Origin of the sequence: Caldimonas sp. KR1-144, assembly GCF_049446155.1 — a bacterium.
In the GTDB taxonomy this organism is placed as follows: Bacteria; Pseudomonadota; Gammaproteobacteria; order Burkholderiales; family Burkholderiaceae_C; genus Rivibacter.
This window is the reverse complement of sequence record NZ_JBMSEE010000010.1, coordinates 165,596-190,116: the sequence shown is the minus strand read 5'-3', so window position 1 is coordinate 190,116 and position 24,521 is coordinate 165,596. Positions and strand designations below refer to the sequence as shown.

15 protein-coding genes are annotated in these 24,521 nt (G+C 69.1%); 7 read left to right on the top strand and 8 right to left on the bottom strand.

Going from position 1 to position 24,521, the window contains the following annotated elements; translation table 11 throughout:
* Window positions 1-29: 29 nt before the first annotated feature.
* Window positions 30-704 carry a ribose-5-phosphate isomerase RpiA gene (gene rpiA, locus ACO2TI_RS20885; RefSeq protein WP_423287108.1) on the top strand — a complete coding sequence of 225 codons (675 nt, stop codon included), beginning with the start codon at window positions 30-32 and terminating at the stop codon, window positions 702-704.
* Here rpiA and ACO2TI_RS20880 read toward each other — a convergent pair whose 3' ends face one another.
* The 5 genes from ACO2TI_RS20880 to ACO2TI_RS20860 all read right to left on the bottom strand — a co-directional run bounded on the left by ACO2TI_RS20880 (window position 705) and on the right by ACO2TI_RS20860 (window position 7,821).
* The gene (locus ACO2TI_RS20880) at window positions 705-1,361 is read right to left on the bottom strand and encodes a glutaredoxin family protein (RefSeq protein WP_423287107.1); all 657 of its coding nucleotides are present in this window, start codon (window positions 1,359-1,361) and stop codon (window positions 705-707) included.
* A 77-nt stretch (window positions 1,362-1,438) separates the two neighbouring features.
* Window positions 1,439-3,505 carry a M3 family metallopeptidase gene (locus ACO2TI_RS20875; protein WP_423287106.1) on the bottom strand — a complete coding sequence of 689 codons (2,067 nt, stop codon included), beginning with the start codon at window positions 3,503-3,505 and terminating at the stop codon, window positions 1,439-1,441.
* Between the two features lie 104 nt (window positions 3,506-3,609).
* Window positions 3,610-4,461, bottom strand: a complete 852-nt coding sequence (gene folD / locus ACO2TI_RS20870; RefSeq protein WP_423287105.1) for a bifunctional methylenetetrahydrofolate dehydrogenase/methenyltetrahydrofolate cyclohydrolase FolD — start codon at window positions 4,459-4,461, stop codon at window positions 3,610-3,612.
* A gap of 70 nt (window positions 4,462-4,531) precedes the next feature.
* The gene (locus ACO2TI_RS20865; protein WP_423287104.1) at window positions 4,532-5,155 is read right to left on the bottom strand and encodes a response regulator transcription factor; all 624 of its coding nucleotides are present in this window, start codon (window positions 5,153-5,155) and stop codon (window positions 4,532-4,534) included.
* Window positions 5,152-7,821 (bottom strand): PAS domain S-box protein, encoded by a 2,670-nt coding sequence (locus tag ACO2TI_RS20860; RefSeq protein ID WP_423287103.1) that lies wholly within the window; start codon window positions 7,819-7,821, stop codon window positions 5,152-5,154. Before ACO2TI_RS20860 ends, ACO2TI_RS20865 begins: the two co-directional genes overlap by 4 nt.
* 185 nt (window positions 7,822-8,006) lie before the next feature.
* Here ACO2TI_RS20860 and aceE point away from each other — a divergent pair, with 185 nt between their 5' ends.
* The 4 genes from aceE to ACO2TI_RS20840 all read left to right on the top strand — a co-directional run bounded on the left by aceE (window position 8,007) and on the right by ACO2TI_RS20840 (window position 15,844).
* Complete coding sequence (aceE, locus tag ACO2TI_RS20855; RefSeq protein ID WP_423287102.1) at window positions 8,007-10,718, top strand: pyruvate dehydrogenase (acetyl-transferring), homodimeric type; 2,712 nt, start codon at window positions 8,007-8,009, stop codon at window positions 10,716-10,718.
* Window positions 10,719-10,745: 27 nt separating this feature from the next.
* On the top strand, window positions 10,746-12,404 hold the full coding sequence (gene aceF / locus ACO2TI_RS20850) for a dihydrolipoyllysine-residue acetyltransferase (RefSeq protein ID WP_423287101.1): 1,659 nt from the start codon (window positions 10,746-10,748) through the stop codon (window positions 12,402-12,404).
* Between the two features lie 16 nt (window positions 12,405-12,420).
* Window positions 12,421-14,217, top strand: coding sequence for a dihydrolipoyl dehydrogenase (gene lpdA / locus ACO2TI_RS20845; RefSeq protein ID WP_423287100.1), 1,797 nt, complete (start codon window positions 12,421-12,423; stop codon window positions 14,215-14,217).
* 133 nt (window positions 14,218-14,350) lie between these two features.
* The gene (locus ACO2TI_RS20840; RefSeq protein ID WP_423287099.1) at window positions 14,351-15,844 is read left to right on the top strand and encodes a GGDEF domain-containing protein; all 1,494 of its coding nucleotides are present in this window, start codon (window positions 14,351-14,353) and stop codon (window positions 15,842-15,844) included.
* On the opposite strand, the gene ACO2TI_RS20835 is transcribed toward ACO2TI_RS20840, so the two are convergent.
* The 3 genes from ACO2TI_RS20835 to ACO2TI_RS20825 all read right to left on the bottom strand — a co-directional run bounded on the left by ACO2TI_RS20835 (window position 15,829) and on the right by ACO2TI_RS20825 (window position 20,858).
* Window positions 15,829-18,120: a molybdopterin cofactor-binding domain-containing protein gene (locus ACO2TI_RS20835; RefSeq protein ID WP_423287098.1), complete on the bottom strand. Its 2,292-nt coding sequence runs from the start codon at window positions 18,118-18,120 to the stop codon at window positions 15,829-15,831. The two genes, ACO2TI_RS20840 and ACO2TI_RS20835, sit on opposite strands and share 16 nt — an antisense overlap.
* 1 nt (window position 18,121) lies before the next feature.
* Complete coding sequence (locus tag ACO2TI_RS20830) at window positions 18,122-18,580, bottom strand: (2Fe-2S)-binding protein (RefSeq protein ID WP_423287097.1); 459 nt, start codon at window positions 18,578-18,580, stop codon at window positions 18,122-18,124.
* A gap of 139 nt (window positions 18,581-18,719) precedes the next feature.
* Window positions 18,720-20,858: a sodium-translocating pyrophosphatase gene (locus ACO2TI_RS20825; protein WP_423287096.1), complete on the bottom strand. Its 2,139-nt coding sequence runs from the start codon at window positions 20,856-20,858 to the stop codon at window positions 18,720-18,722.
* A 257-nt stretch (window positions 20,859-21,115) separates the two neighbouring features.
* Between ACO2TI_RS20825 and ppa the strand changes: the two genes are divergently transcribed.
* Window positions 21,116-21,652 carry an inorganic diphosphatase gene (gene ppa / locus ACO2TI_RS20820; protein WP_423287095.1) on the top strand — a complete coding sequence of 179 codons (537 nt, stop codon included), beginning with the start codon at window positions 21,116-21,118 and terminating at the stop codon, window positions 21,650-21,652.
* Window positions 21,653-21,745: 93 nt separating this feature from the next.
* On the top strand, window positions 21,746-24,514 hold the full coding sequence (locus ACO2TI_RS20815) for a M16 family metallopeptidase (protein ID WP_423287094.1): 2,769 nt from the start codon (window positions 21,746-21,748) through the stop codon (window positions 24,512-24,514).
* Window positions 24,515-24,521: the final 7 nt, after the last annotated feature.

Genomic DNA, 24,521 nt, shown 5'->3' with positions numbered 1-24,521 from the left:
ATCGCGGCCATCCCCGTGCGAGCCCCACCATGAACCAGGACGAACTCAAGGCCCTCGTCGGCCGTGCAGCGATCGAATACGTGCCCGAGGGCTCGATCATCGGCGTGGGCACCGGCTCCACGGTCAACTGTTTCATCGACGCGCTGGCCGACGTGAAACGGCGCATCCGCGGCGCAGTGTCGAGCTCGAACGCCAGCACCGAGCGGCTCAAGCGCCACGGCATCGCGGTGCTGGAAGCCGCCGATGTCGTCGCGCAGGGCGCGCGCCTGCCGGTCTACATCGACGGCGCAGACGAGATCGACGGTCGCGGCTGCATGGTCAAGGGCGGCGGCGCGGCGCTCACGCGCGAGAAGATCGTCGCCGACCTGGCCGAGCGCTTCGTCTGCATCGCCGATGCCTCCAAGCGCGTCGACGTGCTGGGCCGTTTTCCGCTGCCGGTCGAGGTGATCCCGATGGCGGCCGCGCAGGTCGCCAAGCGCTTCGAGGCGATCGGCGGCCAGGCCCTGCTGCGCGCGGGCGTGGTGACCGACAACGGCAACGCGATCCTCGACGTGCGCGGACTTGCGATCGCCGATCCGCTGGCGATGGAGACCGAGATCAACCAGTGGCCCGGCGTCGTCACCGTCGGCATCTTCGCGCGCCACCGCGCGAGCGTCTGCCTGCTCGGCACGCCCGAGGGCGTGCAGACCTTGAACTTCGCGTGATCAGAACTTGAAGCCGGGCGGGATCGGCGTGGCCGGTTCGTCCGGCCGCCGCTGCGGCGCATCCGACAGCGGCGTGCGCGGCACCGAGGGCGCGCGAGCGGCGTCGCCCGCGCGCGGCGCCAGCGGCGTTGGTGGCGTTGGCGTGTAGCCCACCGGCAGCGCCGACGACTTGGGATAGCCCGCGGCATCGAGATAGCTGGCCCAGGTCGATTCCTCGAAGGCCTCGAGCTTCTGGCTGCCGATGGTGAGCACCGGCACGGTCAGCGAGTTGTTGAAGCGCGCGGCGAACAGCGAGCGGTCCTCGATCGTGCTGATGGTGCTCTCCGCATACGGGATGCCGCGGCGGCGCAGGTAAGCGCGCGCGCTGTCGCAGACATTGCAGTCGGGCATCGTGTAGAGCGTGACCGGATAGCGTGCCGTGGCCTCGCGCAGCACCGGCGGCAGGTTGTTCGCCGGCAGCGGCGTCGCCTGCGGGCTGAGCTGCTGCACGCGCGCGGCCGGCTCGGACGGCGGCCGGTCCGAGTAGGTGACCTGGCCGTTGGGTCCGATGACCTTGAACACCGCCCATGCGGGCGACGCTCCGAGCAGCAGCGGCAGCGCGGCGAGCGCGATCGAGCGAATCGAGCGAATCGAGGGGGTGGGAGGACGTGACTTCATGGCCGGCAACCTCCGCTTCGGCAGACCTTGCCGGGCATGCTAGCAGTGCCGCGCCGGCCGGCAGCGATGAACATGTCTCAAGCCATGCCCTGGTGTCGCAGCAGCGCGTCGATGCTGGGCTCGCGGCCGCGGAAGGCCTTGAAGCTTTCGATCGCCGGGCGGCTGCCGCCGGCCTCGAGGATGGCTTCGCGATAGCGACGGCCGGTCTCGGCATCGAGCACGCCGGCTTCCTCGAAAGCGCTGTAGGCGTCGGCCGAGAGCACTTCGGCCCACTTGTAGCTGTAGTAGCCGGCCGCGTAGCCGCCGCCGAAGATGTGCGAGAAGCTGTGCGCGAAGCGATTGAAGGCCGGCGGCACGATCACCGCGACTTCGGCGCGCACTTCGTCGAGCAAGGCCTGCAGGCGCTGCTCCTGGCCGGGCTCGGCATGCATACGCATGTCGTACAGGGCGAACTCGACCTGGCGCAGCATCGCCAGTCCGCTCTGGAAGTTCTTGGCCGCGAGCATCTTGTCGAACAGCGCGCGCGGCAGCGGCTCGCCGGTCTCGACATGGGCTGTCATGCGCTGCAGCACCTCCCACTCCCAGCAGAAGTTCTCCATGAACTGGCTGGGCAACTCGACCGCGTCCCACTCGACGCCCGAGATGCCGGCGACGCCGCGCTCGCTGACCTGCGTGAGCAGGTGGTGCAGTCCGTGGCCGGCCTCGTGGAAGAGCGTGGTGACGTCGTCGTGCGTCAGCAGCGCCGGCTGGTTGCCGACCGGCGAGGCGAAGTTGCAGATCAGGTGCGCCACCGGCGTCTGCAGCGCCGCCGCGCCCTGCATGTCGGGGCGTTGCCAGCGGCCGCGCACGTCGTCCATCCAGGCGCCGGGCTGCTTGCCGTTGCGCGCGTAGGGGTCGAGGTAGAACTGGCCGACGAGCTGCGGCGCGGCGTCGCCCGAGCCGATGCCCGCGCGCCGCTCGATGCGGAAGAAGCGCACGTCGGGGTGCCAGGCCTCGGCATGGTCGGGGCGGATCGACACGTCGAACAGCGTCTCGACGATGCGGAACAGCCCGTCGAGCACCTTGGGCTCGGTGAAGTACTGCTTCACCTCGGTGTCGCTGAAGGCATAGCGCGCCTGCTTGAGACGCTCGGACGCATAGGGGATGTCCCAGGCCTGCAGCTGGGGCAGGCCCAGCTCCTTCGCGGCGAACTCGCGCAACTCGGCGAGGTCGCGCTCGGCGTGCGGGCGCGCCCGCGCGGCGAGGTCGCGCAAGAAGGCAAGCACCTCCCCGGGCGAACGCGCCATCTTGGGCACCAGCGAGACGTCGGCGTAGGTCTTGTAGCCCAGCAGCGCGGCCTCTTCCTGGCGCAGCGCGACGATCTCGCGCATCACCGGCGAGTTGTCGAGCTCCGTCGGACCATGCTCCGATGCGCGCGTGACGTAGGCGCGGTAGACACGCTCGCGCAGCGAGCGGTCGTGCGCGTACTGCATCACCGGCAGGTAGCTGGGCATGTGCAGCGTGATCTTGTGGCCGTCCTTGCGCTCGGCCAGGGCGGCGCCGCGCATCGCGGCGACCGCGTCCTCGGGCACGCCGGCCAGCTCCTCGGCGCTGGCGTAGTACGCGAAGGCGTCGGTCGCGTCGAGCACGTGCTCGGAGAATGACTGGGCCAGCGCCGCGAGGCGATCCTGGATCTCGGCGAAGCGCAGCTTGGCGGCGCCTTGCAGCTCGGCGCCCGAGAGCACGAAGTCGCGCAGCGCGTTGTCGAGCGCGCGCTTGCGTGCCGGCGCCAGTTGCGACGCCGAAGGCGCGGCGGCGATCGCCTTGTACTTGGCATACAGGCGCTCGTCCGAGCCGAGCTTGGTGAAGAAGGCGGTGACCTTGGGCAGGGCCTCGTTGTAGGCGGCGCGCAGCGCCGGCGTGTCGGCCACGGCGTTGAGGTGGCCGACCACGCCCCAGGCGCGGCCCAGGCGCTCGGTGGCCACGTCGAGCACGCTCGACAGCGCGTCGTAGTCGGCAGGCACGTCGGGGCCGGTGGCGCGCTCGAGCGCGGCTTCGCATTCGGCGATCAACGCGTCGACGGCCGGGCCGACATGCTCGGCGCCGATCTCGGCGAAGCGCGGCAGGTCGCTGGTGTCGAGCAGGGGATTCTGGGGCTGCGTCATGTTCAACCTCGGTTCAACCTCGTGGGTCGTGTCTCGAGCGATCTTGCCTTGCTCGCGCGGTGGCGCGATTGGATTCGGCCAATGTCTGCGATGGATCGCGGAAATCAGGTGGCGGCGCGTTCCGCCGCTTCAATGGTATTGACCAGCAGCATCGTGATGGTCATCGGACCGACGCCGCCCGGCACCGGCGTGATCCAGCCGGCAACTTTGGACACGCCGGCGAAGTCGACGTCGCCGCAGAGCTTGCCGGCGTCGTCGCGGTTCATGCCGACGTCGATCACCACCGCGCCGGGCTTGACCATCTCGGCGGTCAGCACGTTGCGCTTGCCGACCGCGGCCACCACGATGTCGGCCTGGCGCGTCATCGCGCCGAGATCCGGCGTTGCGCTGTGGCATACCGTGACCGTGGCGCTGGCGGCGAGCAGCATCAGCGCCATCGGCTTGCCGACGATGTTGCTGCGGCCGATCACCACCGCATGCTTGCCCTTGGGGTCGCAGCCGATCGATTCCAGCATCTTCATGCAGCCGTAGGGCGTGCAGGGCTTGAAGCCGGGCTGGCCGACGACCAGCGCGCCGGCGCTGGCGACATGGAAGCCGTCGACATCCTTGGCCGGCGAGATGGTCTCGATGACCTTGTGCGCGTCGATGTGCGCCGGCAGCGGCAGCTGCACCAGGATGCCGTGGATCGCTGCATCGGCGTTGAGCGCCTCGATGCGCGCCAGCAGCTCCGCCTCGGACATCGTCGCCGGGTACTGCTCCAGCACCGAGTGCAGCCCGCTGTCATGGCAGGCCTTGACCTTGTTGCGCACGTAAACCTGGCTGGCCGGGTTGTCGCCGACCAGGATCACGGCCAGGCCGGGTGTGGTGCCGCGCGCGCGCAGCGCCGCGGCGCGGGCGGAGACCTCGGCGCGCAGTTGCTTGGAGAGCGCGTTGCCGTCGATGAGTTGGGCGGACATGTTGCGGAATTCCTCGGTCTTGAAGCGCGAAGGCCGCTCGTCGGAGCGGCCTTCGGCGGGAGCGGGCGGTTCAGGCCTTGGCCTGGGCGCCTAGCGCGATCTTCAACAGATCGGCCACGGTGTTGGCGTTGAGCTTTTCCATGATGTTGGCGCGGTGCGCCTCCACCGTCTTGATGCTGATGCCCAGGTCGTCGGCGATCTGCTTGTTCAGGCGGCCGGCGACGATGCGCTCGAGCACCTGGCTCTCGCGCGTGGTCAGGCGCGACAGCAGCGCCTCGCGGCTGGCCTGTTCCTGGTGCTGGCTGAAGGCGGTGCGCGCCTGGTCGAGCATGCGCTCCACGAGGCCGAGCAGCTCTTCTTCCTTGAAGGGCTTCTCGATGAAGTCCATCGCGCCCTTCTTCATCGTGGTCACGGCCATCGGCACGTCGCCGTGGCCGGTGATGAAGACGACCGGCAGCGGGCTCTTGCGCTCGAGCAGGCGGTCTTGCAGTTCCAGGCCGCTCATGCCGTCCATGCGGATGTCGGCGATCAGGCAGGCCACCTCGCGAGGATCGAAGCGGGAGAGGAAGGACTCCGCCGAGTCGAAGCACTTGACCCGGTAGTCCTTGCCCTCGAGCAGCCACTGGAGCGAGTCGCGGACCGCTTCGTCGTCGTCGACGACGTACACGGTGCCTTTCTTGGGGATCAGGCTCATGCGTTGGGTGTGAGTGACGGTGAGGGCGGAGGAGCGGCCACCGCGTCGGCCGGGCTGCGCTCGTGGCTCGCGGATCCGGCCTCGACCGGCAGCGTGAACGAGAAACGGCATCCGATCACGGTCGAGCCATTGTAGAGGTTCTCCGCGCGAATCCGGCCCCGGTGCGACTCGACGATCGAGCGGCACAGCGACAGTCCGATGCCCAATCCGTCACTCTTGGTCGAGAAGAATGCTTCGTACAGCCGCGCGATCACTTCGTCGGGCAGCCCGGGGCCGTTGTCGGTGACGCTGAACTCGATCACGCCGCCTTCGTCGGGTGTGTGGCGCGGGATCACGCGCAGCTCGATGTGGCGCCGCGCGCTCGGCAGGCGCGCGTTGTCGATCGCCTCGGCCGCGTTCTTCAGCAGGTTGAGCAGCACCTGCTCGATCAGGATCGGGTCGACCATGATCGTCGGCAGGCGCTGCGCGACGTAGCTGTGGATCTCGACGTTGCGACGACGCAGCTCGATGCCGGCGAGCTCGACCGCGTCCTCGACGATCTCGCGCGCCTGCGCCGGCTGGCGCTGCGGCTCGCTGCGCTTCACGAAGGCGCGGATGCGGTGAATGATCTGGCCCGCGCGCTGCGCCTGCTTGCTGGTCTTCTCGAGCGCGGCGATGAGATCGGGCTCGCCGATCGAGCCGGCCTTCACGCGCGAGACCATGCCGTTGCAGTAGTTGACGATCGCCGTGAGCGGCTGGTTCAGCTCGTGCGCGACCGAGCTGGCCATCTCGCCCATCGTGATCAGGCGGCTGGTCTCCTGCGCCTTCTCGGCCTGGTGCTGCGCCTGCTCCTCGGCGCGGCGGCGCGCGGTGATGTCGGTCGCGATGATCATCTGCGCGAGGCGGCCGTCGGTCCACTGCAGGTAGCGCGCGCGCACGTCGAACCACTTCTGCTGGGGCGCGACGAAGACCTCGCGCGCATCGGACTTGGCTTCGGTGAGCTCCTGCGTCGGCAGGCCGCCCAGGCCGTCGACCTCGTCGTCGCGGTCGGCCGGAGACGGCGGCGGCGCCGCATTGCCGCCGGCCAACAGCGCATGGCCTTGCGCCTCGGCGCCGAACCACAGGCGGTAGGAGCGGTTCGCGAACAGCAGCTCGCCCTCTTGCACCGAGAGCACCGAGACGGCGGCCTCCAGACCTTCGAGCACGGTGGTGAAGCGTTCGTGCGAAGCCGAGAGCTGGTCGCGGATGCGCTTGGCCTCGGTGATGTTGGTCATCGAGGTCATCCAGCCGGTCTGGTGGCCGCGCGCGTCGATCAGCGGCGAGACGTACATGCGCGCGTCGAAGACGCTGCCGTCCTTGCGCAGCACCTTGACCTCGATGCCGCCGGCCGGGCTCTTGCCCTGCAGCTCCTGCTGGAACAGGCGCATGCTTTCCTCGATGCGGTCCGGCGGCCAATGAGGGAAGGGCGGCAGGCGGCCGATCAGTTCGTGCTCCGCAAAGCCGGTCATCGCGCAGAAGGCCGGGTTCACGTAGGTGATGCGGCCCTCCAGGTCCATCGCGCGCATGCCGGTGAGCATGGAGTTCTCCATCGCGCGACGGAAATTGGTCTCGGCGATCAGGGCCGACTGCATCTGCCCGCGCCGGCGCATGTGGCGCCAGGTGCCGCCGAGCATCCAGACGGTCAGCGCCGACAGCGCGACGACCATCCAGAACAGCGTGTTGCCGATCAGGCCGATGGAGGTGCGCCAGCCCTGGCCGCGCAGCGTGAGCCCGTTGCCGACCGGCGAGACCACCACGTCCTCGACGAAGGCCGGGCGCCGGCTGCTGTCGGCCAGCTCGCGCGAGACGGTGCTGGCCAGCACGCGACGGTCGGCGTCGAGCAGCGAGATGGCGTGGCGGCGCGTCACCTCGCCGGGCACGAAGTGGCGCAGCAGCGACTCGAGCGAGTACTCGGCGATCAGCACGCCCGAGAAGGCGCTGCGGTCGATCAGCGGCACGTGGATCTGGAACACCGGCTGGCCGCCCGCACCGGTGAACGGGCGCGAGTAGACGGGCTGGCGCAGATCGCGCGCGGCGCCGAAGGCCCAGTCGGGTTCGGCGCCCAGGCTGGGTGGCGCCGCCGGCGTGGCCGGCGGCGCCGACACGGCAGCGGACGGACGCTGGCCGCTGCGCGGCGCGAGCATGGCGCTGGCGGCCGGCGACGACGGATACGGCGCGCGCCGCTCGATCGCGCGCGCCGCGTCCATCGGATGGTTCGGCGAGAAGTGCTGGGTGCGGATCGCGCGGTCGGCGCCGACCCAGGTCAGGCTCACGACCTCCGGGCGCTCGCGCACGAAGCTGACCGATTGGCCGATCAGCTCGTCCTGGTCGATCGCCTTGGTTGCGAGCTCGCGCGCCATGCGCACCAACTGCTCCTGGTTCTCGATGAGGCGCAGGCGGATCTGCTGCTGCGCGATCTCGGTGTCGCGCTTGACGGACTCCTGCTCACGCTCGAACTCCTCGTTGCGCAGGTACCAGAAGGCCGCAATGATCGCCGCCAGGAACAGCAGCACCGACAGCACCGGGCCGAGCGTGACGAAGCGGTCCTGGCGCGCCGGCGACTGGCGCTTCCACCAACTGCCGAACAGGCGCCGGCGCCGGTCGCGGCGGGGATTGAATGAGGAATCGCTCGGCAACGTGGAAGCCATCGCGCGATTATCGAAGGGGATCGACGCGAAGGACCTGGCCGCTCGACAGCCCTCAAACCGGCGCGAGCCATGTTTTCATATTAAGAAATCGACTCGCATGATTTGGAAGTTCGCGGGAGCTATGCCAAACTAGGGGCGTTCACCTAAGACCGCCGGCGATCCGCGCGCCGCACCAGGAGACAAGCATGTCCGCACTGCCCGACAACCTGCCGGCCGCCGGCGCTGCCAACGACGCCGATGCCGGCGAAACGCGCGAATGGCTGGACGCCCTGTCCGCCGTGATCGGCGCCGAAGGCCCCGAGCGCGCCCACTTCCTCCTTGAACAGCTGATCGACCACGCCCGCCAGGCGGGCATCGACGTGCCGTTCTCGGCCACCACGGCCTACGTCAACACGATTCCCGCCGAGCAGGAAGAGCGCTGCCCCGGCAACCTCGAGATCGAGGAGCGCCTGCGCGCCTACATGCGCTGGAACGCGATGGCGATGGTGGTCAAGGCCAACCGGCTCGATCCGGCCGACGGCGGCGACCTCGGCGGCCACATCTCCAGCTTCGCGTCGGTCGCGACGATGTTCGGCGCCGGCTTCAACCACTTCTGGCACGCCGACACGCCCGACCACGGCGGCGACCTGCTCTACATCCAGGGCCATTCGGCGCCCGGCATCTACGCGCGCGCCTTTATGGAAGGCCGCATCAGCGAGGAGCAGCTGCTCAACTTCCGCCAGGAAGTGGAGGGCAAGGGCCTGTCGAGCTATCCGCACCCGAAGCTGATGCCGGAGTTCTGGCAGTTCCCGACCGTCTCGATGGGCCTGGGGCCGATCATGGCGATCTACCAGGCGCGCTTCCTCAAGTACCTGCACGCCCGCGGCATCGCCGACACCTCCAAGCGCAAGGTCTGGGTCTTCTGCGGCGACGGCGAGATGGACGAGCCCGAGTCGCTCGGCGCGATCGGCCTGGCCGCGCGCGAGAAGCTCGACAACCTGATCTTCGTCGTCAACTGCAACCTGCAGCGCCTCGACGGTCCGGTGCGCGGCAACGGCAAGATCATCCAGGAGCTCGAGGGCGAGTTCCGCGGCTCGGGCTGGAACGTCATCAAGCTGCTGTGGGGCAGCTACTGGGATCCGCTGCTCCAGCGCGACAAGGACGGCGAGCTGCGCAAGATCATGATGGACACCGTGGACGGCGACTACCAGGCCTTCCGCGCCAACGACGGCGCCTTCGTGCGCAAGCACTTCTTCGGCCGCCATCCCAAGACGCTGGAGATGGTCGCCAAGATGAGCGACGACGACATCTGGCGCCTGCAGCGCGGCGGCCACGATCCGCAGAAGGTCTACGCGGCCTACCACCGCGCGGTCAACCACAAGGGCCAGCCGACGGTGCTGCTGATCAAGACCGTCAAGGGCTTCGGCATGGGCAAGGCCGGCGAGGGCAAGAACATCGCTCACCAGGCCAAGAAGCTGACCGACGAGGACATCAAGACCTTCCGCGACCGCTTCAACATCCCCATCACCGACGAGCAGCTCGCCAAGGACATTCCGTTCTACAAGCCGGCCGAGCACACGCCGGAAATGAAGTACCTGCACGAGCGCCGCGCCGCGCTCGGCGGCTACCTGCCGCAGCGCCGCACCAAGGCCGAGGAACAGCTGCCGGTGCCGCCGCTGGACACCTTCAAGGCCGTGCTTGAGCCCACCGCCGAGGGCCGCGAGATCAGCACCACGCAGGCCTACGTGCGCTTCCTCACGCAGCTGCTGCGCGACCAGACGCTGGGTCCGCGCGTCGTGCCCATCCTCGTCGACGAGGCGCGCACCTTCGGCATGGAAGGCCTGTTCCGCCAGATCGGCATCTACTCGCCCGAGGGCCAGAAGTACACGCCGCAGGACCGCGACCAGGTCATGTACTACCGCGAGGACAAATCGGGCCAGATCCTGCAGGAAGGCATCAACGAAGCGGGCGGCATGAGCAGCTGGATCGCCGCGGCGACGTCGTACTCGACGAACAACCGCGTGATGATCCCGTTCTACGTCTACTACTCGATGTTCGGCTTCCAGCGCATCGGCGACCTGGCCTGGGCCGCCGGCGACATGCAGGCGCGCGGCTTCCTGCTGGGTGGCACCTCGGGGCGCACCACGCTGAACGGCGAGGGCCTGCAGCACGAGGACGGCCACAGCCACATCCTCGCCGGCACGATCCCCAACTGCGTGAGCTACGACCCGACCTTCGCGCACGAGGTCGCGGTGATCATGCACGAAGGCCTCAAGCGCATGGTCGAGCGGCAGGAGAACGTCTTCTACTACCTGACCCTGCTCAACGAGAACTACCCGCACCCCGGCCTCAAGCCCGGCACCGAGGAGCAGATCCTCAAGGGCATGTATTTGCTGGAAGAAGGCGCCAAGAAGACGCCGCGCGTGAATCTCATGGGCAGCGGCACCATCCTGCGCGAGAGCCAGGCCGCCAAGCAGTTGCTCGAAAGCGATTGGGGCGTGGCCGCCAACGTCTGGAGCTGCCCGAGCTTCAACGAACTGGCGCGCGACGGCCAGGCTTGCGAGCGCTGGAACCTGCTGCATCCGACCGAGGCGCCGCGCCTGCCGTTCGTGACGCAGCAGCTCAGCGCGCATGCCGGCCCGGTGATCGCGTCGACCGACTACATGAAGAACTACGCGGAGCAGATCCGCGCCTTCATCCCCAAGGGGCGCGCCTACAAGGTGCTCGGCACCGACGGCTTCGGCCGCAGCGACTTCCGCTATCGCCTGCGCGAGCACTTCGAGGTCAACCGCCACTACATCGTCGTCGCAGCGCTCAAGGCGCTGGCCGAGGAGGGCTCGGTGCCGGCCGCCAAGGTCGCCGAGGCGATCAAGAAGTACGGCATCGACGCCGACAAGATCAATCCGCTTTACGCGTAAGAACAACGAGCCGCACGGAGACAACGCATGGCGCTCATCGAAGTGAAGGTGCCCGACATCGGCGATTTCAAGGACGTCGAGGTCATCGAGGTGCTGGTCAAGCCGGGGGACGCGATCAAGGCCGAGCAGAGCCTGGTCACGGTCGAAAGCGACAAGGCCTCGATGGAGATTCCTTCGAGCCACGCCGGCGTGGTCAAGGAGCTGAAGGTCAAGCTCGGCGAAAAGATCAACGAGGGCAGCGTGGTGTTGGTGCTCGATGCTGAAGGCGCAGCCGCGCCGGCATCGGCTGCGGCCGCGTCCGCTCCTGCGCAAGCGCCCGCGCAGCCGCCGGCGCCTGAGGCCACGCCGCCTGCGGCGGCTGCCGCGCCTTCGGCCGGCAGCGGCCCGGTCACGGTCGTCGTGCCCGACATCGGCGACTTCGACGAGGTCGCGGTGATTGAGCTGCTGGTCAAGCCGGGCGATGCCGTGAAGACGGAGCAAAGCCTCATCACCGTCGAGAGCGACAAGGCCTCGATGGAGATTCCGTCGTCGGCCGCGGGGACCGTCGAGCAGCTGCTGGTGAAGGTTGGCGACAAGGTCTCCAAGGGCACGCCGATCGTCGTGCTCAAGGGCGCGGCCGGCGCACCCGCCGCGTCACCTGCGCCGGCTGCTGCGGCACCGGCGGCCAGCGCGCCCGCCGCGAGCGCGCCGCCGGCGCGCACCTCGCCGACGGCGGCGCTGCCGCCCCATGAACCGGCGCCGCCGACCGGCGCGCTGCCGCACGCCTCGCCGTCGATTCGCAAGCTCGCGCGCGAACTCGGCGTGCCGCTGGCCGAGGTGAAGGGCAGCGGCCCCAAGGGCCGCATCACGCAGGACGACCTGCACAACTTCGTCAAGGGCGTGATGGCCGGCGACGTGCGCACGCAGGCCCAGGCGGCCAAGGCGCCGGCGGCTGCCGCCGGCGGCGGTGCGGGTCTCGACCTGCTGCCCTGGCCGAAGGTCGACTTCGCGAAGTTCGGCCCCATCGAGCGCAAGGACCTCTCGCGCATCAAGAAGATCAGCGGCGCGAACCTGCATCGCAACTGGGTGATGATCCCGCACGTCACCAACAACGACGAAGCCGACATCACCGAGCTCGAAGCCCTGCGCGTGCAGCTCAACAAGGAGAACGAGAAGAGCGGCATCAAGGTCACGATGCTCGCCTTCGTGATCAAGGCGGTGGTCTCGGCGCTGAAGAAGTTCCCCGAGTTCAACGCCAGCCTGGACGGCGACGCGCTGGTCTACAAGCAGTACTTCCACATCGGCTTCGCGGCCGACACGCCCAACGGCCTGGTGGTGCCGGTGCTCAAGGACGCCGACAAGAAGGGCATCCTGCAGATCAGCGCCGAGATGAGCGAGCTCGCCAAGAAGGCGCGCGACGGCAAGCTCGGCCCGGCCGACATGACCGGAGGCTGCTTCTCGATCAGCTCGCTGGGCGGCATCGGCGGAACGCACTTCACGCCCATCATCAACGCGCCCGAGGTCGCGATCCTGGGCCTGAGCAAGAGCTACATGAAGCCGGTGTGGGACGGCAAGCAGTTCGCGCCGCAGCTCACGCTGCCGCTGTCGCTTTCGTATGACCACCGCGTGATCGACGGCGCCGCCGCGGCGCGTTTCAATGCCTACCTCGCGGGCCTGCTGGCGGACTTCCGCCGCGCCTTGCTGTGATCGGGGAGCGCTGAACATGGCCCTCATCGACATCAAGGTCCCCGACATCGGCGACTTCGAATCGGTTGCCGTCATCGAAGTGCTGGTCAAGCCCGGCGACACCGTCAAGCCGGAGCAAAGCCTCATCACCGTCGAGAGCGACAAGGCCTCGATGGAGATCCCGTCGTCGCACGGCGGCGTGATCAAGGAGCTCAAGGTCAAGATCGGCGACAAGGTCAGCGAAGGCACGGTGATCGCCGTGGTCGAGGGCGAGGCGGCTGCCGCCGCGCCCGCGCCGGCTGCATCGGCGCCGACCCCTGCACCGGTCGCGGCGCCTGTCGCCGCACCTGTCGCGGCCTCGACTTACGCCGGTGGCGTCGACCTCGAGGTCGACGTCGTCGTGCTCGGCGGCGGCCCCGGCGGCTACTCGGCGGCCTTTCGCGCCGCCGATCTCGGCCTCAAGGTCGCGCTGGTCGAGCGCTACGCCACACTCGGCGGCGTGTGCCTGAACGTCGGCTGCATTCCCAGCAAGGCGCTGCTGCACGTGGCCGCCGTGATGGACGAGGTCAAGCACTTTGCCGACGTCGGCGTCGCGTTCGGCGCACCGACGGTCGACATCGACAAGCTGCGCGCGCACAAGCAGAAGGTGATCAACAAGTTCACCGGCGGCCTGGCGGGCATGGCCAAGATGCGCAAGGTCAGCGTGGTGCGCGGCGTCGGCGCCTTCCTCGACGCGCAGCATCTCAAGGTGGAAGAGACCACCGGCAGCGGCCAGGAGAAGACCGGCAAGTCGCGGACGATCCGCTTCAAGCGCGCGATCGTCGCGGCCGGTTCGCAGGCGGTGCGCCTGCCGTTCCTGCCCAACGATGCGCGCATCGTCGACTCCACCGGCGCGCTCGAGCTGCCGCCCAAGGTCGAGAAGATGCTCGTCGTCGGCGGCGGCATCATCGGCCTCGAGATGGGCACGGTGTTCTCGACGCTGGGCGCACGGCTCGACGTGGTGGAAATGCTCGACGGCCTGATGCAGGGTGCCGACCGTGACCTCGTCAAGGTCTGGCAGAAGATGAACGCCCCGCGCTTCGACCGCGTGATGCTGAAGACCAAGACCGTGGGTGCCGAGGCCAAGCCTGATGGCATCTGGGTCAGGTTCGAAGGCGAGAACGCGCCGGCCGAGCCGCAGCGTTATGACCTGGTGCTGCAGGCCGTGGGCCGCAGCCCCAACGGCAAGAAGATCGGCGCCGAGAACGCCGGCGTCGCAGTCGGCGATCGGGGCTTCATTCCGGTCGACGTGCAGATGCGCACCAACGTGGCGAGCATCTTCGCGATCGGCGACATCGTCGGCCAGCCGATGCTCGCGCACAAGGCGGTGCACGAGGGCCATGTCGCGGCGGAGGTCATCGCCGGCGAGCTGCTCGGCGATGCGGCGCTGGCCAAGACGGCGTTCGATGCCCGCGTGATCCCGAGCGTGGCCTACACCGATCCCGAGGTCGCCTGGGTGGGTCTCACCGAGGACGAGGCCAAGGCAAAGGGCATCGCGATCAAGAAGGGCCTGTTCCCGTGGACGGCCTCGGCGCGCGCGCTGGCCAACGGCCGCGACGAGGGCTTCACCAAGCTGCTGTTCGACGCGGCCACGCACCGCATCCTCGGCGGCGGCATCGTCGGCACGCACGCGGGCGACATGATCGGCGAGATCGCGCTGGCCATCGAGATGGGGGCCGACGAGGTCGACATCGGCAAGACCATCCACCCGCACCCGACGCTGGGCGAGACGATGGGCCTGGCGGCCGAGGCCGCGCACGGCAGCTGCACCGATCTGCCGCCGCAGCGGCGCTGAAGCGCCCAGGGCGCAGCCGCGCCTTCTCGGCCGCCGCGGGCTCAAGTGCAGCCCGCGGCGGCCGAATACCATCCGGCATCCGCTCCCTCATCGTGCTGGGCCCCGCCGGCGGGCCGGGGGAGCCAGCGCCGTCATGCCGGTCCTCTACCCGATCGCCTTTCTCGCCGTCCAGCTCGCGATCTTCGTCTTCCTGCCGTCGGTGGCCGCGGCGGCGGCGTATGTCGCGATGGTCGCCGCGCCGCTGCTCGCCGCGCTGGCGCTGGCTGGGCGCGCCCGGCGCGAGACGGGTCCGGCGCGCGCCGGCTGGCGGGTGCTGGCGCTGTCTCTGACGATCTGGTCGCTCGGCGCTTTCGGCAACCTCTGGTACGAACTGATCGAGGCGCGCCAGTACGAGATGTACCGCGACGCGATGCTGGCGTTCAACCTCGCAGCCGTGCCGATCGCTTTCTTGCTGGCCAGCGATTGGCGAGCCACCGGCCATCGGCTGGTGCGCCTGATCGATGCCGTGCTCGCGTTGTCGCTCGGCCAGGGCTTCTTCCTCTACACCTGGGCGATGCTGACCGCGCATGGCGGGACGCCCGACGACGCCGGCGTCACGGCCATGGTGTGGCTGCTCGATGCGCAGAACCTGTTCCTCGCGATCGGCACCCTGGTGCGCTGGCGCGCCGCCGAAGACGAAGCCGAGCGCAGCCTGTTTCGCGCGCTGTCGTCCTACGAGCTGGTCTATCTCGGCATCGTCTTTATCAACAACCACTTCCTGGCCGGCAATCCGAGCTTCGGACCGCAGGAAAGCTCGATCGTGACGCTCGCCTTTGCGCTGCTGGCGTGGTGGGCCTTGCGCGGGCCGTCCGCGGCGGCCGAGCTGCATCGACGCAGCCCGGTGCTGGTGCGCGCGGTGCGCAGCGCGCGTCCCATCCTGCTGGCCGGTGCGCTGCTGATCGTCTCGCTGTTCCTGATCCGCGTCGACTACGCCTACGGCGCCGCCGGCGTGCTGATCGCGGTGATCGGCTACGCGATGCGCAACACGCTGGCTGAGGTGCGCCACATCGAGCACGGCGAGCTGCTACAGCGCGAACACTCCGAGCTGCGCAGCATCGCCTGGACCGACGCGCTGACCGGCGTGGCCAACCGCCGCGCGCTCGAGCACGCGCTCAGCGGCGCGGCTCGACGCGAGCTGCAGGAGCGCCAGTCGGTGGCCGTGCTGATGATCGACATCGATCACTTCAAGCTGCTCAACGACCGCTGTGGCCACGTTGCCGGCGACGCCTGCCTGCGCGCCGTGGCCCAGGCGCTTCGCCACGCGCTGGCGCGACCCGGCGACGTGCTCGCACGCTACGGCGGCGAGGAGTTCATCGCGCTGCTGCACGAGGCCGACGCGGCCGGCGCGATGGTGGTCGGAGAGCGGCTGCGTGCCGCCGTCGAGGCGCTACGCATCGAGCATCTGGGCAGCCCGTTCGGCGTCGTGACGGTCAGCGTCGGCGTGGCCGGTGCGATCCTGCACGACGACGCGGCCGCGGCGGCGCTGGTCGACGCCGCGGACCGTGCGCTCTATGACGCCAAGTGCGACGGCCGCAACCGCGTTGCGACCGCCCCGATTGGCGTCGCCGCGCGTCAGGCGCTCAGCTGATCGCGGATCGGCAGGCTGCGGATGCGCTTGCCGGTGGCAGCGAAGATCGCGTTGCACAGCGCCGGCGCGATCGGCGGTACGCCCGGTTCGCCCACGCCGCCCAGCGGCGCGTCGTAGTCGCCCGGGATCAGGTGCACGACGATGCGCTTGGGCGCCGCATTCATGCGCAGCACCTCGAACTGGTGGAAGTTGTCCTGCTGTGCGCGGCCGTCCTTGAACGTGATCTCGCTGCTCATCGCGTTGCCGATGCCCATGATGCAGGCGCCCTCCATCTGCGATCGCACACGCTCCGGATTGACGATCGCGCCGCAGTCGACCGCGATGTCGACGCGCGGGATCGTCAGTTCGCCCTTGGCATTGACCGCGACCTCGACCACGCTCGCCACGTAGGTGGTGAAGCTGTAGTGCGCGGCGATGCCGAGCCCGCGGCCCTTGGGCATCGGCCGTCCCCAGTTGGCGGCCTTGGCCGCCGTGGTCGTGACACGGCGCAGCCGGCCGATGTCGATCGGGTAGGCGGTCGGGTCCTCGCCGTGGTTCCAGGTGTCGTTGATCGAGCGCGGATCGATCAGGCGCGGCGGGCCGAGCAGTTCGAGCAGGAAATCCTTCGGATCGCGGCCGGCCGCATGCGCCATCTCGCAGACGAAGGACTGCACCGCGAACGCGTGCGGGATGTTGGAGACCGAGCGGTACCAGCCGATGCGCGTGTGCGCCGCCGCCTCGGGGTTCTCGACGCGCAGGTTGCCCACCGCGAACGGCACGTTGGTCAGGCCCATGCCGAGCTCGATCGGCGACTCGAGCTTGGGGTCGGGCATGAACAGCGACAGCAGCGTCGGCCCGACGCTGCGGTGCAGCCACGCGACCGGCTTGCCCTTCGCGTCGAGCCCGGCCTCGAGGTGCTCGACCGAGACCGTGTGGTAGTAGGAATGGTGCAGGTCGTCCTCGCGCGTCCAGACCACCTTGACGGGCTTGCCCTCGGTCTCGCGCGCGAGCAGCGCGGCTTCGGTCGCGAAGTCGCCCTTGCTCTTGCGCCCGAACCCGCCGCCCAGCAGCGTGACGTGGACGGTGATGCGATCGATCGGCATCTCGAGCCGCTTGGCGAGGTCGGTGCGCACCGCCTGCGGGCTCTGGAACGGCCCCCAGACCTCGCAGCGGCCGTCCTTGATCTGCGCGGTGGCGGCGGGCGGCTCCATCGGCGCTTGGGTGATGTGCGGGATGTAGTACTGCGCCTTCACCACCTTGGCGGCGGATTTCAGCGCCGCGTCGACGTCGCCGGCATTGCGGATCACCTTGCCCGGCCGGTTGGCCGCCTGCTCCATCGCGGCGCGGTAGCCCTGCGATTCGTAGCTGGCGTTGGGGCCGCCGTCCCAGTCGAGCTTGAGCGCCTTGCGGCCTTGCATCGCGGCCCAGGTGCTGGTGGCGATTACGGCCACGCCTGCCAGCGGCTGGAAGGCGCTGGGCACCGGCGAGCCCTTGATCTCGACCACCTTGACGACGCCCGGCACCTTCTTCGCGTCGGCCGCGTCGAAGCCGCGCAGCGTGCCGCCGTAGACCGGCGTGCGCGCGACCACGGCGAACAGCATGTCGGGCTGCACGACGTCCTGGCCGTAGACCGCGCGGCCGGTCGTCATGTCGAAGCCGTCGACGATCGGGACCTTGCCCTTGCCGATGTAGCGGAACTCGGCGGGCTTCTTGAGCCTGAGGTCCGCGGTGGCGGGCACCGGCAGCGCGGCCGCGGCGCGCGCGACCTCGCCGTAGCCCAGCGTGCGGCCGCTCTTGCGGTGCACGAGCTGGTGGTTGCGCGCCATCACCTCGCTGGCCGGCACGTTCCAGCGCGCGGCCGCGGCGGCCTCGAGCATCTGGCGCGCCGCGGCGCCGCAGCGGCGCATCGGCATGAAGAAGTGGCGCGTGGTGCGCGAGCCGTCGGTGTCCTGGTTGCCGAAGCGCGGCTCGTCGCCCGGCGCCTGCACGACGCGCACCTTGGACCACTCGGCCTCGAGCTCGTCGGCCAGGATCATCGGCACGCCGGTACGCACGCCCTGGCCCATCTCGGCGCGGTGGCAGGTGATGGTGACGATGCCGTCGTCGGCGATCGAGACGAACACCAGCGGGTTCTCGACCACGCCATGGGGCATGCCATAGGCGCCGTACTTGGGCGGGCCTTCCGGAGCAGCTTCCTGGGCGAACAGCTCGCCCGACGCGCCGAGCGCGAGCGCGAAGCCGCCGGCAGTCGTCGTGGTGATGAAGTCGCGGCGGGTGGCTTGCAAGGGCGCGTCCATGTCATGCCTCCTTCTGGCCAGAGGCCTGCTTGATCGCGGCCTTGATGCGCGTGTAGGTGCCGCAGCGGCAGATGTTGCCGGACATGGCGTTCTCGATATCGGCATCGCTCGGGCGCTTGTTGGTCTTGAGCAGCGCCGCGGCCTGCATGATCTGGCCCGACTGGCAGTAGCCGCATTGCGGCACGCCCTGGTCGCGCCAGGCCTTCTGCAGCGGATGCTGGCCCTTGGGGTCCAGTCCTTCGATGGTGGTGACGCTCTTGCCCGCGACGGCGCTCATCGGCGTGCTGCAGGAGCGGACCGCGGCGCCGTCGAGGTGCACGGTGCAGGCGCCGCACAGCGCCATGCCGCAGCCGAACTTGGTGCCGGTCATGCGCAGCTCGTCGCGCAGGTACCAGAGCAGAGGCATCTCCGGGTCGCCGTCGAAAGTACGCGGCGTGCCGTTCACGGTCAATGAAGCCATGGTCCGGTCTCCTTCGTCGGGGGTGTGCGCAATCTATGCCCGTGCAATGACCCACGCAAGGACGGGGCTTACCGGCGGCGCGCGAGCATGAAGAAGGGGCCCCGCAGGGCCCCTTGGCTGGTCTCGTGGCGCAGTGTTGTCAGCGCACGATGGCCGGTGTTGTGACGGCTGCCACCGGCTTGGCAGCCGATGCCTCGGCCTTGTGTGCAGGGCTGCCGCCGGTGCCCGGCAGCAGCGGCACGATCAGCAACGCCACGATGTTGATGATCTTGATCAGCGGGTTCACCGCGGGGCCGGCGGTATCCTTGTACGGGTCGCCGACCGTGTCGCCGGTCACCGCGGCCTTGTGCGCCTCGCTGCCCTTGCCGCCGTGGTGGCCTTCCTCGATGTACTTCTTGGCGTTGTCCCAGGCGCCGCCGCCGGTGCACATCGAGATGGCGACGAACAGACCCGTGACGATGGTGCCCATCAGCAGGCCGCCGAGCGCGGCGGGGCCGAGCAGCAGGCCCACGAGGATGGGCACGACCACCGGCAGCAGGCTCGGGACGATCATTTCCTTGATCGCGGCCGAGGTCAGCATGTCGACGGCGCGGCCGTACTCCGGCTTGGCGGTGCCTTCCATGATGCCCTTGATGTCGCGGAACTGGCGGCGCACTTCTTCGACCACCGCGCCCGCGGCGCGGCCGACGGCCTCCATCGCCATCGCGCCGAACAGGTAGGGGATCAGGCCGCCGATGAACAGGCCGACGATCACCATGTGGTTGCTGAGATCGAAGCTCACGCTCTTGCCCGCGGCCTCGAGTGCGTGCGTGTAGTCGGCAAACAGCACCAGCGCGGCGAGGCCGGCCGAGCCGATCGCGTAGCCCTTGGTCACCGCCTTGGTGGTGTTGCCGACGGCATCCAGCGGGTCGGTGATGTCGCGCACCGAATCGGGCATCTCGGCCATCTCGGCAATGCCGCCGGCGTTGTCGGTGATCGGGCCGTAGGCGTCGAGCGCGACGACGATGCCGGCCAGGCTCAGCATCGAGGTCGCCGCGATCGCGATGCCGTACAGGCCGGCGAGCCAGTACGCGCCGATGATCGACAGGCACACGAAGATCACCGGCCAGGCGGTGGACTTCATGCTCACGCCCAGGCCGGCGATGATGTTGGTGCCGTGGCCGGTGGTCGAGGCCTTGGCGACGTGCTTGACCGGTGCGTAGTCGGTGCCGGTGTAGTACTCGGTGATCCACACCAGCAGCGCGGTCAGCAGCAGGCCGACGACCGCGGCGCCGAACAGGCGCCACTGCGTACCGCTCGCATAGATGGCGTTGTCGGGCATCACCCACAGCGTGATGAAGTAGAAGCCGACCAGCGAGATCAGGCCCGAGACGATGAGGCCCTTGTAGAGAGCGGGCATCACGTTCTTCATGCCCGGCGTGGCCTTGACCGCGCCGCAGCCGATGATGGAGGCGATGATCGAGAAGCCGCCGAGCGCCAGCGGGTAGAGCACCGCTTCCATCGCGGCGCCGGTGATCATCAGCGCGCCGAGCACCATGGTCGCGATCAGCGTGACCGCGTAGGTCTCGAACAGGTCGGCAGCCATGCCGGCGCAGTCGCCGACGTTGTCGCCCACGTTGTCGGCGATCACCGCCGGGTTGCGCGGATCGTCTTCAGGAATGCCCGCCTCGACCTTGCCCACCAGGTCGGCGCCGACGTCGGCGCCCTTGGTGAAGATACCGCCGCCCAGGCGCGCGAAGATCGAGATCAGGCTGGCGCCGAACGCAAAGCCCATCAGCGGCTTGAGCGCATTGGACAGCGGGGCGGTCGGCGTGACCTGGCCGTTGGCGGTAAGGAACCAGAACAGGCCGCCCACGCCCAGCAGGCCCAGGCCCACGACCAGCAGGCCGGTGATCGCGCCGCCCTTGAAGGCCACCGCGAGCGCCGGCTCGATGCCCTTGGTCGCCGCCTGCGCGGTGCGCACGTTGGCGCGCACCGAGACATTCATGCCGATGAAGCCGCAGGCGCCCGAGAGCACCGCGCCGATCACGAAGGCCACCGCGGTTGGCAGGCCGATGAACAGGCCGATCAGCACCGTGAGCACGACGCCCACGATCGCGATCGTGCGGTACTGCCGCGCGAGGTAGGCGGCGGCGCCTTGCTGCACCGCCTGCGCGATCTCCTGCATGCGGGCGTTGCCCGCGTCCTGCTTCAGGATCCAGCTGCGCTGGATGAAGCCGTACGCCACCGCGGCAAGGCCGCACAACAGCGCGAAAACGAGCGCCCAGGAACTCGACATGAAGAAGATCTCCTTCTCCTCGGATTGAGGATTCCTCGATTGATTGGCGCGCTCCGCTTCTTGGACGGGCCCGTGGTGGACCCGGTCGGAGTCGCCGCGGCATGCTAGGGGAGGGCGGCAGGCGTGGCAACGCGCGGCGCATGGTGTTTTCCTGCGGAAACAACGCCGCGCCATGCCGGTGCACGTCAGGTCATGACAAGCTCGGCCCGTAGAATCCGGGTTTCCCCGCAGATCGATCTCCACGAGACAAGCCAGCCATGAGCCTTCACAACGTGACGCCCGGCGCCAAGGCGCCCGATCAGTTCAACGTCATCATCGAGATCCCGATGAATGCCGACCCGATCAAGTACGAGGTCGACAAGGACACGGGCGCGCTGTTCGTCGATCGCTTCATGAGCACGGCGATGCACTACCCGTGCAACTACGGCTACATCCCCCAGACGCTGTCCGACGACGGCGATCCGGTCGACGTGCTGGTGATCACGCCGTTCCCGCTGGTGCCCGGCGTGGTGGTGCAGTGCCGCCCGATCGGCATCCTCAAGATGGAAGACGAGGCCGGCGGCGACGCCAAGCTGCTCGCGGTACCGATCGACAAGATCCTGCCGATCTACACGCATTGGCAGAAGCCCGAAGACATGAACCCGCTGCGCCTGAAGCAGATCCAGCACTTCTTCGAGCACTACAAGGACCTCGAGCCGGGCAAGTGGGTCAAGGTGGTCGGCTGGGACGGCCCCGATGCCGCGAAGGAAGAAGTCCGCGCCGGCATCGCAAGCTACGCCAAGAAGCCTGCCTGACACGGCGGCCACGCAGCGCGGCGCACGCCGCAGGGCTCGTTAAACTGCCGGTCACTTTCTGCTGACCGGCCCACGAGGCCCGAGAGTGCGCTCATGACTGCTGAGAAGCTGCAATCCCCCTTCGGCCGCCTTCGTGCGGCCGTTGTCGTTTCTGGGCTGGCCTTGGTGGCGCTGTGTGCGACGCCGGCGCACGCCGCGCCGCCCGCCAAGCTGCCGCCGGGCATGAAGGCGGTGACCGAGGTCGAGGGCATCCAGGAGATCCGCCTGGCCAACGGGCTTCAGCTGCTGCTCGCGCCCGACGACTCCAAGCCCACGACGACGGTCAACCTGACCTACCACGTCGGCTCGCGCCACGAGAACTACGGCGAGACGGGCATGGCCCACCTGCTCGAGCACCTCATCTTCAAGGGGACGCCGAAGAACCCGGCCGTGTGGGCCGAGTTCAGCAAGCGCGGCCTGCGCGCCAACGGCAGCACCTGGTTCGACCGCACCAACTACTTCGCCAGCTTCGCGGCCAACGACGACAACCTGAAGTGGTTCCTGTCGTGGCATGCCGACGCGATGGTCAACAGCTTCATCGCGAAGAAGGACCTCGACTCCGAGATGACGGTGGTGCGCAACGAGATGGAGATGGGCGAGAACGATCCCCAGCGCATCCTCTACCAGCGCCTGCTGTCGGCGATGTTCGACTGGCACAACTACGCCAAGGACACGATCGGTGCGCGCGCCGACGTCGAGAACGTCGACATCGGCCGGTTGCAGGCCTTCTATCGCCAGTACTACCAGCCCGACAATGCGACGCTGATCGTCTCGGGCAAGTTCGACACGGCCAAGGTGCTCACCTGGGTGCAGCAGTCGTTCGGCGCGATCCCCAGACCCAAGCGCGTGCTGCCGCGCCTGTACACGCTCGATCCGGCGCAAGACGGCGAGCGCGTGATCCACGTGCGCCGCGTCGGCGGCACGCCGCTGCTCTACGTCGGCTACCACACGCCGCCGGGCGGCCATGCCGACAGCGCTGCGCTCAAGATGCTCGAGCTCATCTTCGGCGACGCCCCTGCCGGCCGTCTGCACAAGCGCCTGGTCGAGACGCGGCTGGCCTCGAGCGTGGGCGCGGAGAGCTTCTCGTTCCACGACCCGAGCGCGGCGCTGTTCGTCGCGGTGCTCGGTGCGGAGCACGACGTCGACAAGGCACGCGACGCCATGCTCGGCGCGCTCGAGTCGGTGGCGCGCGAGCCGATCACCGCCGAGGAGCTCGAGCGGGCGCGCGCCAAGTGGCTCAAGGGCTGGGAGCAGGAGTTCGCCAACCCCGAGGCGGTGGGCGTGAACCTGTCGGAGGCAATCGCGCTGGGCGACTGGCGCTTCTTCTTCCTGCAGCGCGACCGCGTCGCCAAGGTCACGCTGGCCGACGTGCAGCGCGTCGCCGAGCAGAACCTGCTGCCTTCGAACCGCACGCTGGCGCGCTACGAGCCGACGACCGAGCCCCGGCGCGCACCCGCGCCGGCCACGATCGACGTCGCAGCGCAGTTCAAGGGCTGGACGCCGTCGGCCGCTGCCGCCACCGTCGCGGCCTTCGACGCGACGCCCTCGAACATCGACGCCAAGACGCAGAAGTCGCAGCTGGCCAGCGGCCTGAAACTCGCGTTGCTGCCCAAGCCGACGCGCGGCAATGCGGTGCGCGCGACGCTCGTGCTGCGCTTCGGCGACGAGAAGAGCCTCGCGAACCAGGGCGACGTGCCGGAGATGGTGGCCGCCATGCTCGACAAGGGCACGGCCAGGCTGAGCCGCCAGCAGATCCAGGACCGGCTCGACGAACTCAAGACCGAGCTGAAGATCGCGCCGTCGAACGGCGCGGTGACGCTGGCCTTCGCGTCGCGCCGCGACACGCTGCCGCAAGCCATCGCGCTGGTCGGCGAGCTGCTGCGCGAACCGAACTTTCCGCCGGCCGTGCTGGAGGAGCTGCGTGCGCAGGGCCTGACGGCCATCGAGCAGCAGCGCCACGAGCCCGAGGCCGTGACCGAGAACGCGCTGGCGCGTCATGGCAACCCGTACCCGCGCGGCGACGTGCGCCATGCGCGCAGCTTCGACGAGCAGGTCGCCGACCTGAAGGCGGTGACCGCGGACCAGCTTCGCGCCTTCCACCAGCGCTTCTACGGCGCCTCCTACGGCGAGTTCGCGGCGACCGGCGACTTCGATCCCGCGGCGGTGCGCCAGGCGCTCGATGCGGCGCTGGGCAACTGGCGCAGCACGGCGACCTATGCACGGGTGCCGGAGCCCGCGCATCCGGTGCCGCCGACGCTGATGAAGCTGCCCACGCCCGACAAGCAGAACGCGCTGATGCTCGCGCAGCAGTCGGGCGTGCCGCTGAACGATCTCGATGCCGACTACCCGGCGCTGATGACCGCCAACTTCCTGCTCGGCGGCAGCGGCAGCTCGCGGCTGTGGGTGCGCATCCGCGAGAAGGACGGCCTGTCGTACGGCACCGGGAGCTTCGTCAAGTGGAGCCAGTTCGAACCCAATTCGAGCTGGGGCGCCTACGCCATCTTCGCGCCGCAGAACCGGCCGAAGGTGGAGAAGGCGTTCCGCGAGGAAGTCGCGCGCGCGCTCAAGGACGGCTTCACCGCCGCCGAGCTCGCCGAGGCCAAGCGCGGCCTGATCAGCCGGCGCAGCCTCGCGCGCGCGCAAGACGACCAGCTCGCCGCCAGCCTGGCGAGCAACCTTTACCTCGGGCGCGACTTCGCGGTCTCGCAGAGGGTCGACGACGCGATCGCCGCGCTGACGCTGGAGCAGGTGAACGCGGCGCTGCGCAAGTACGTCAAGCCGGATGCCTTCGTCCTGGCCTTCGGCGGCGACTTCAAGGAGTGAGGTTCAA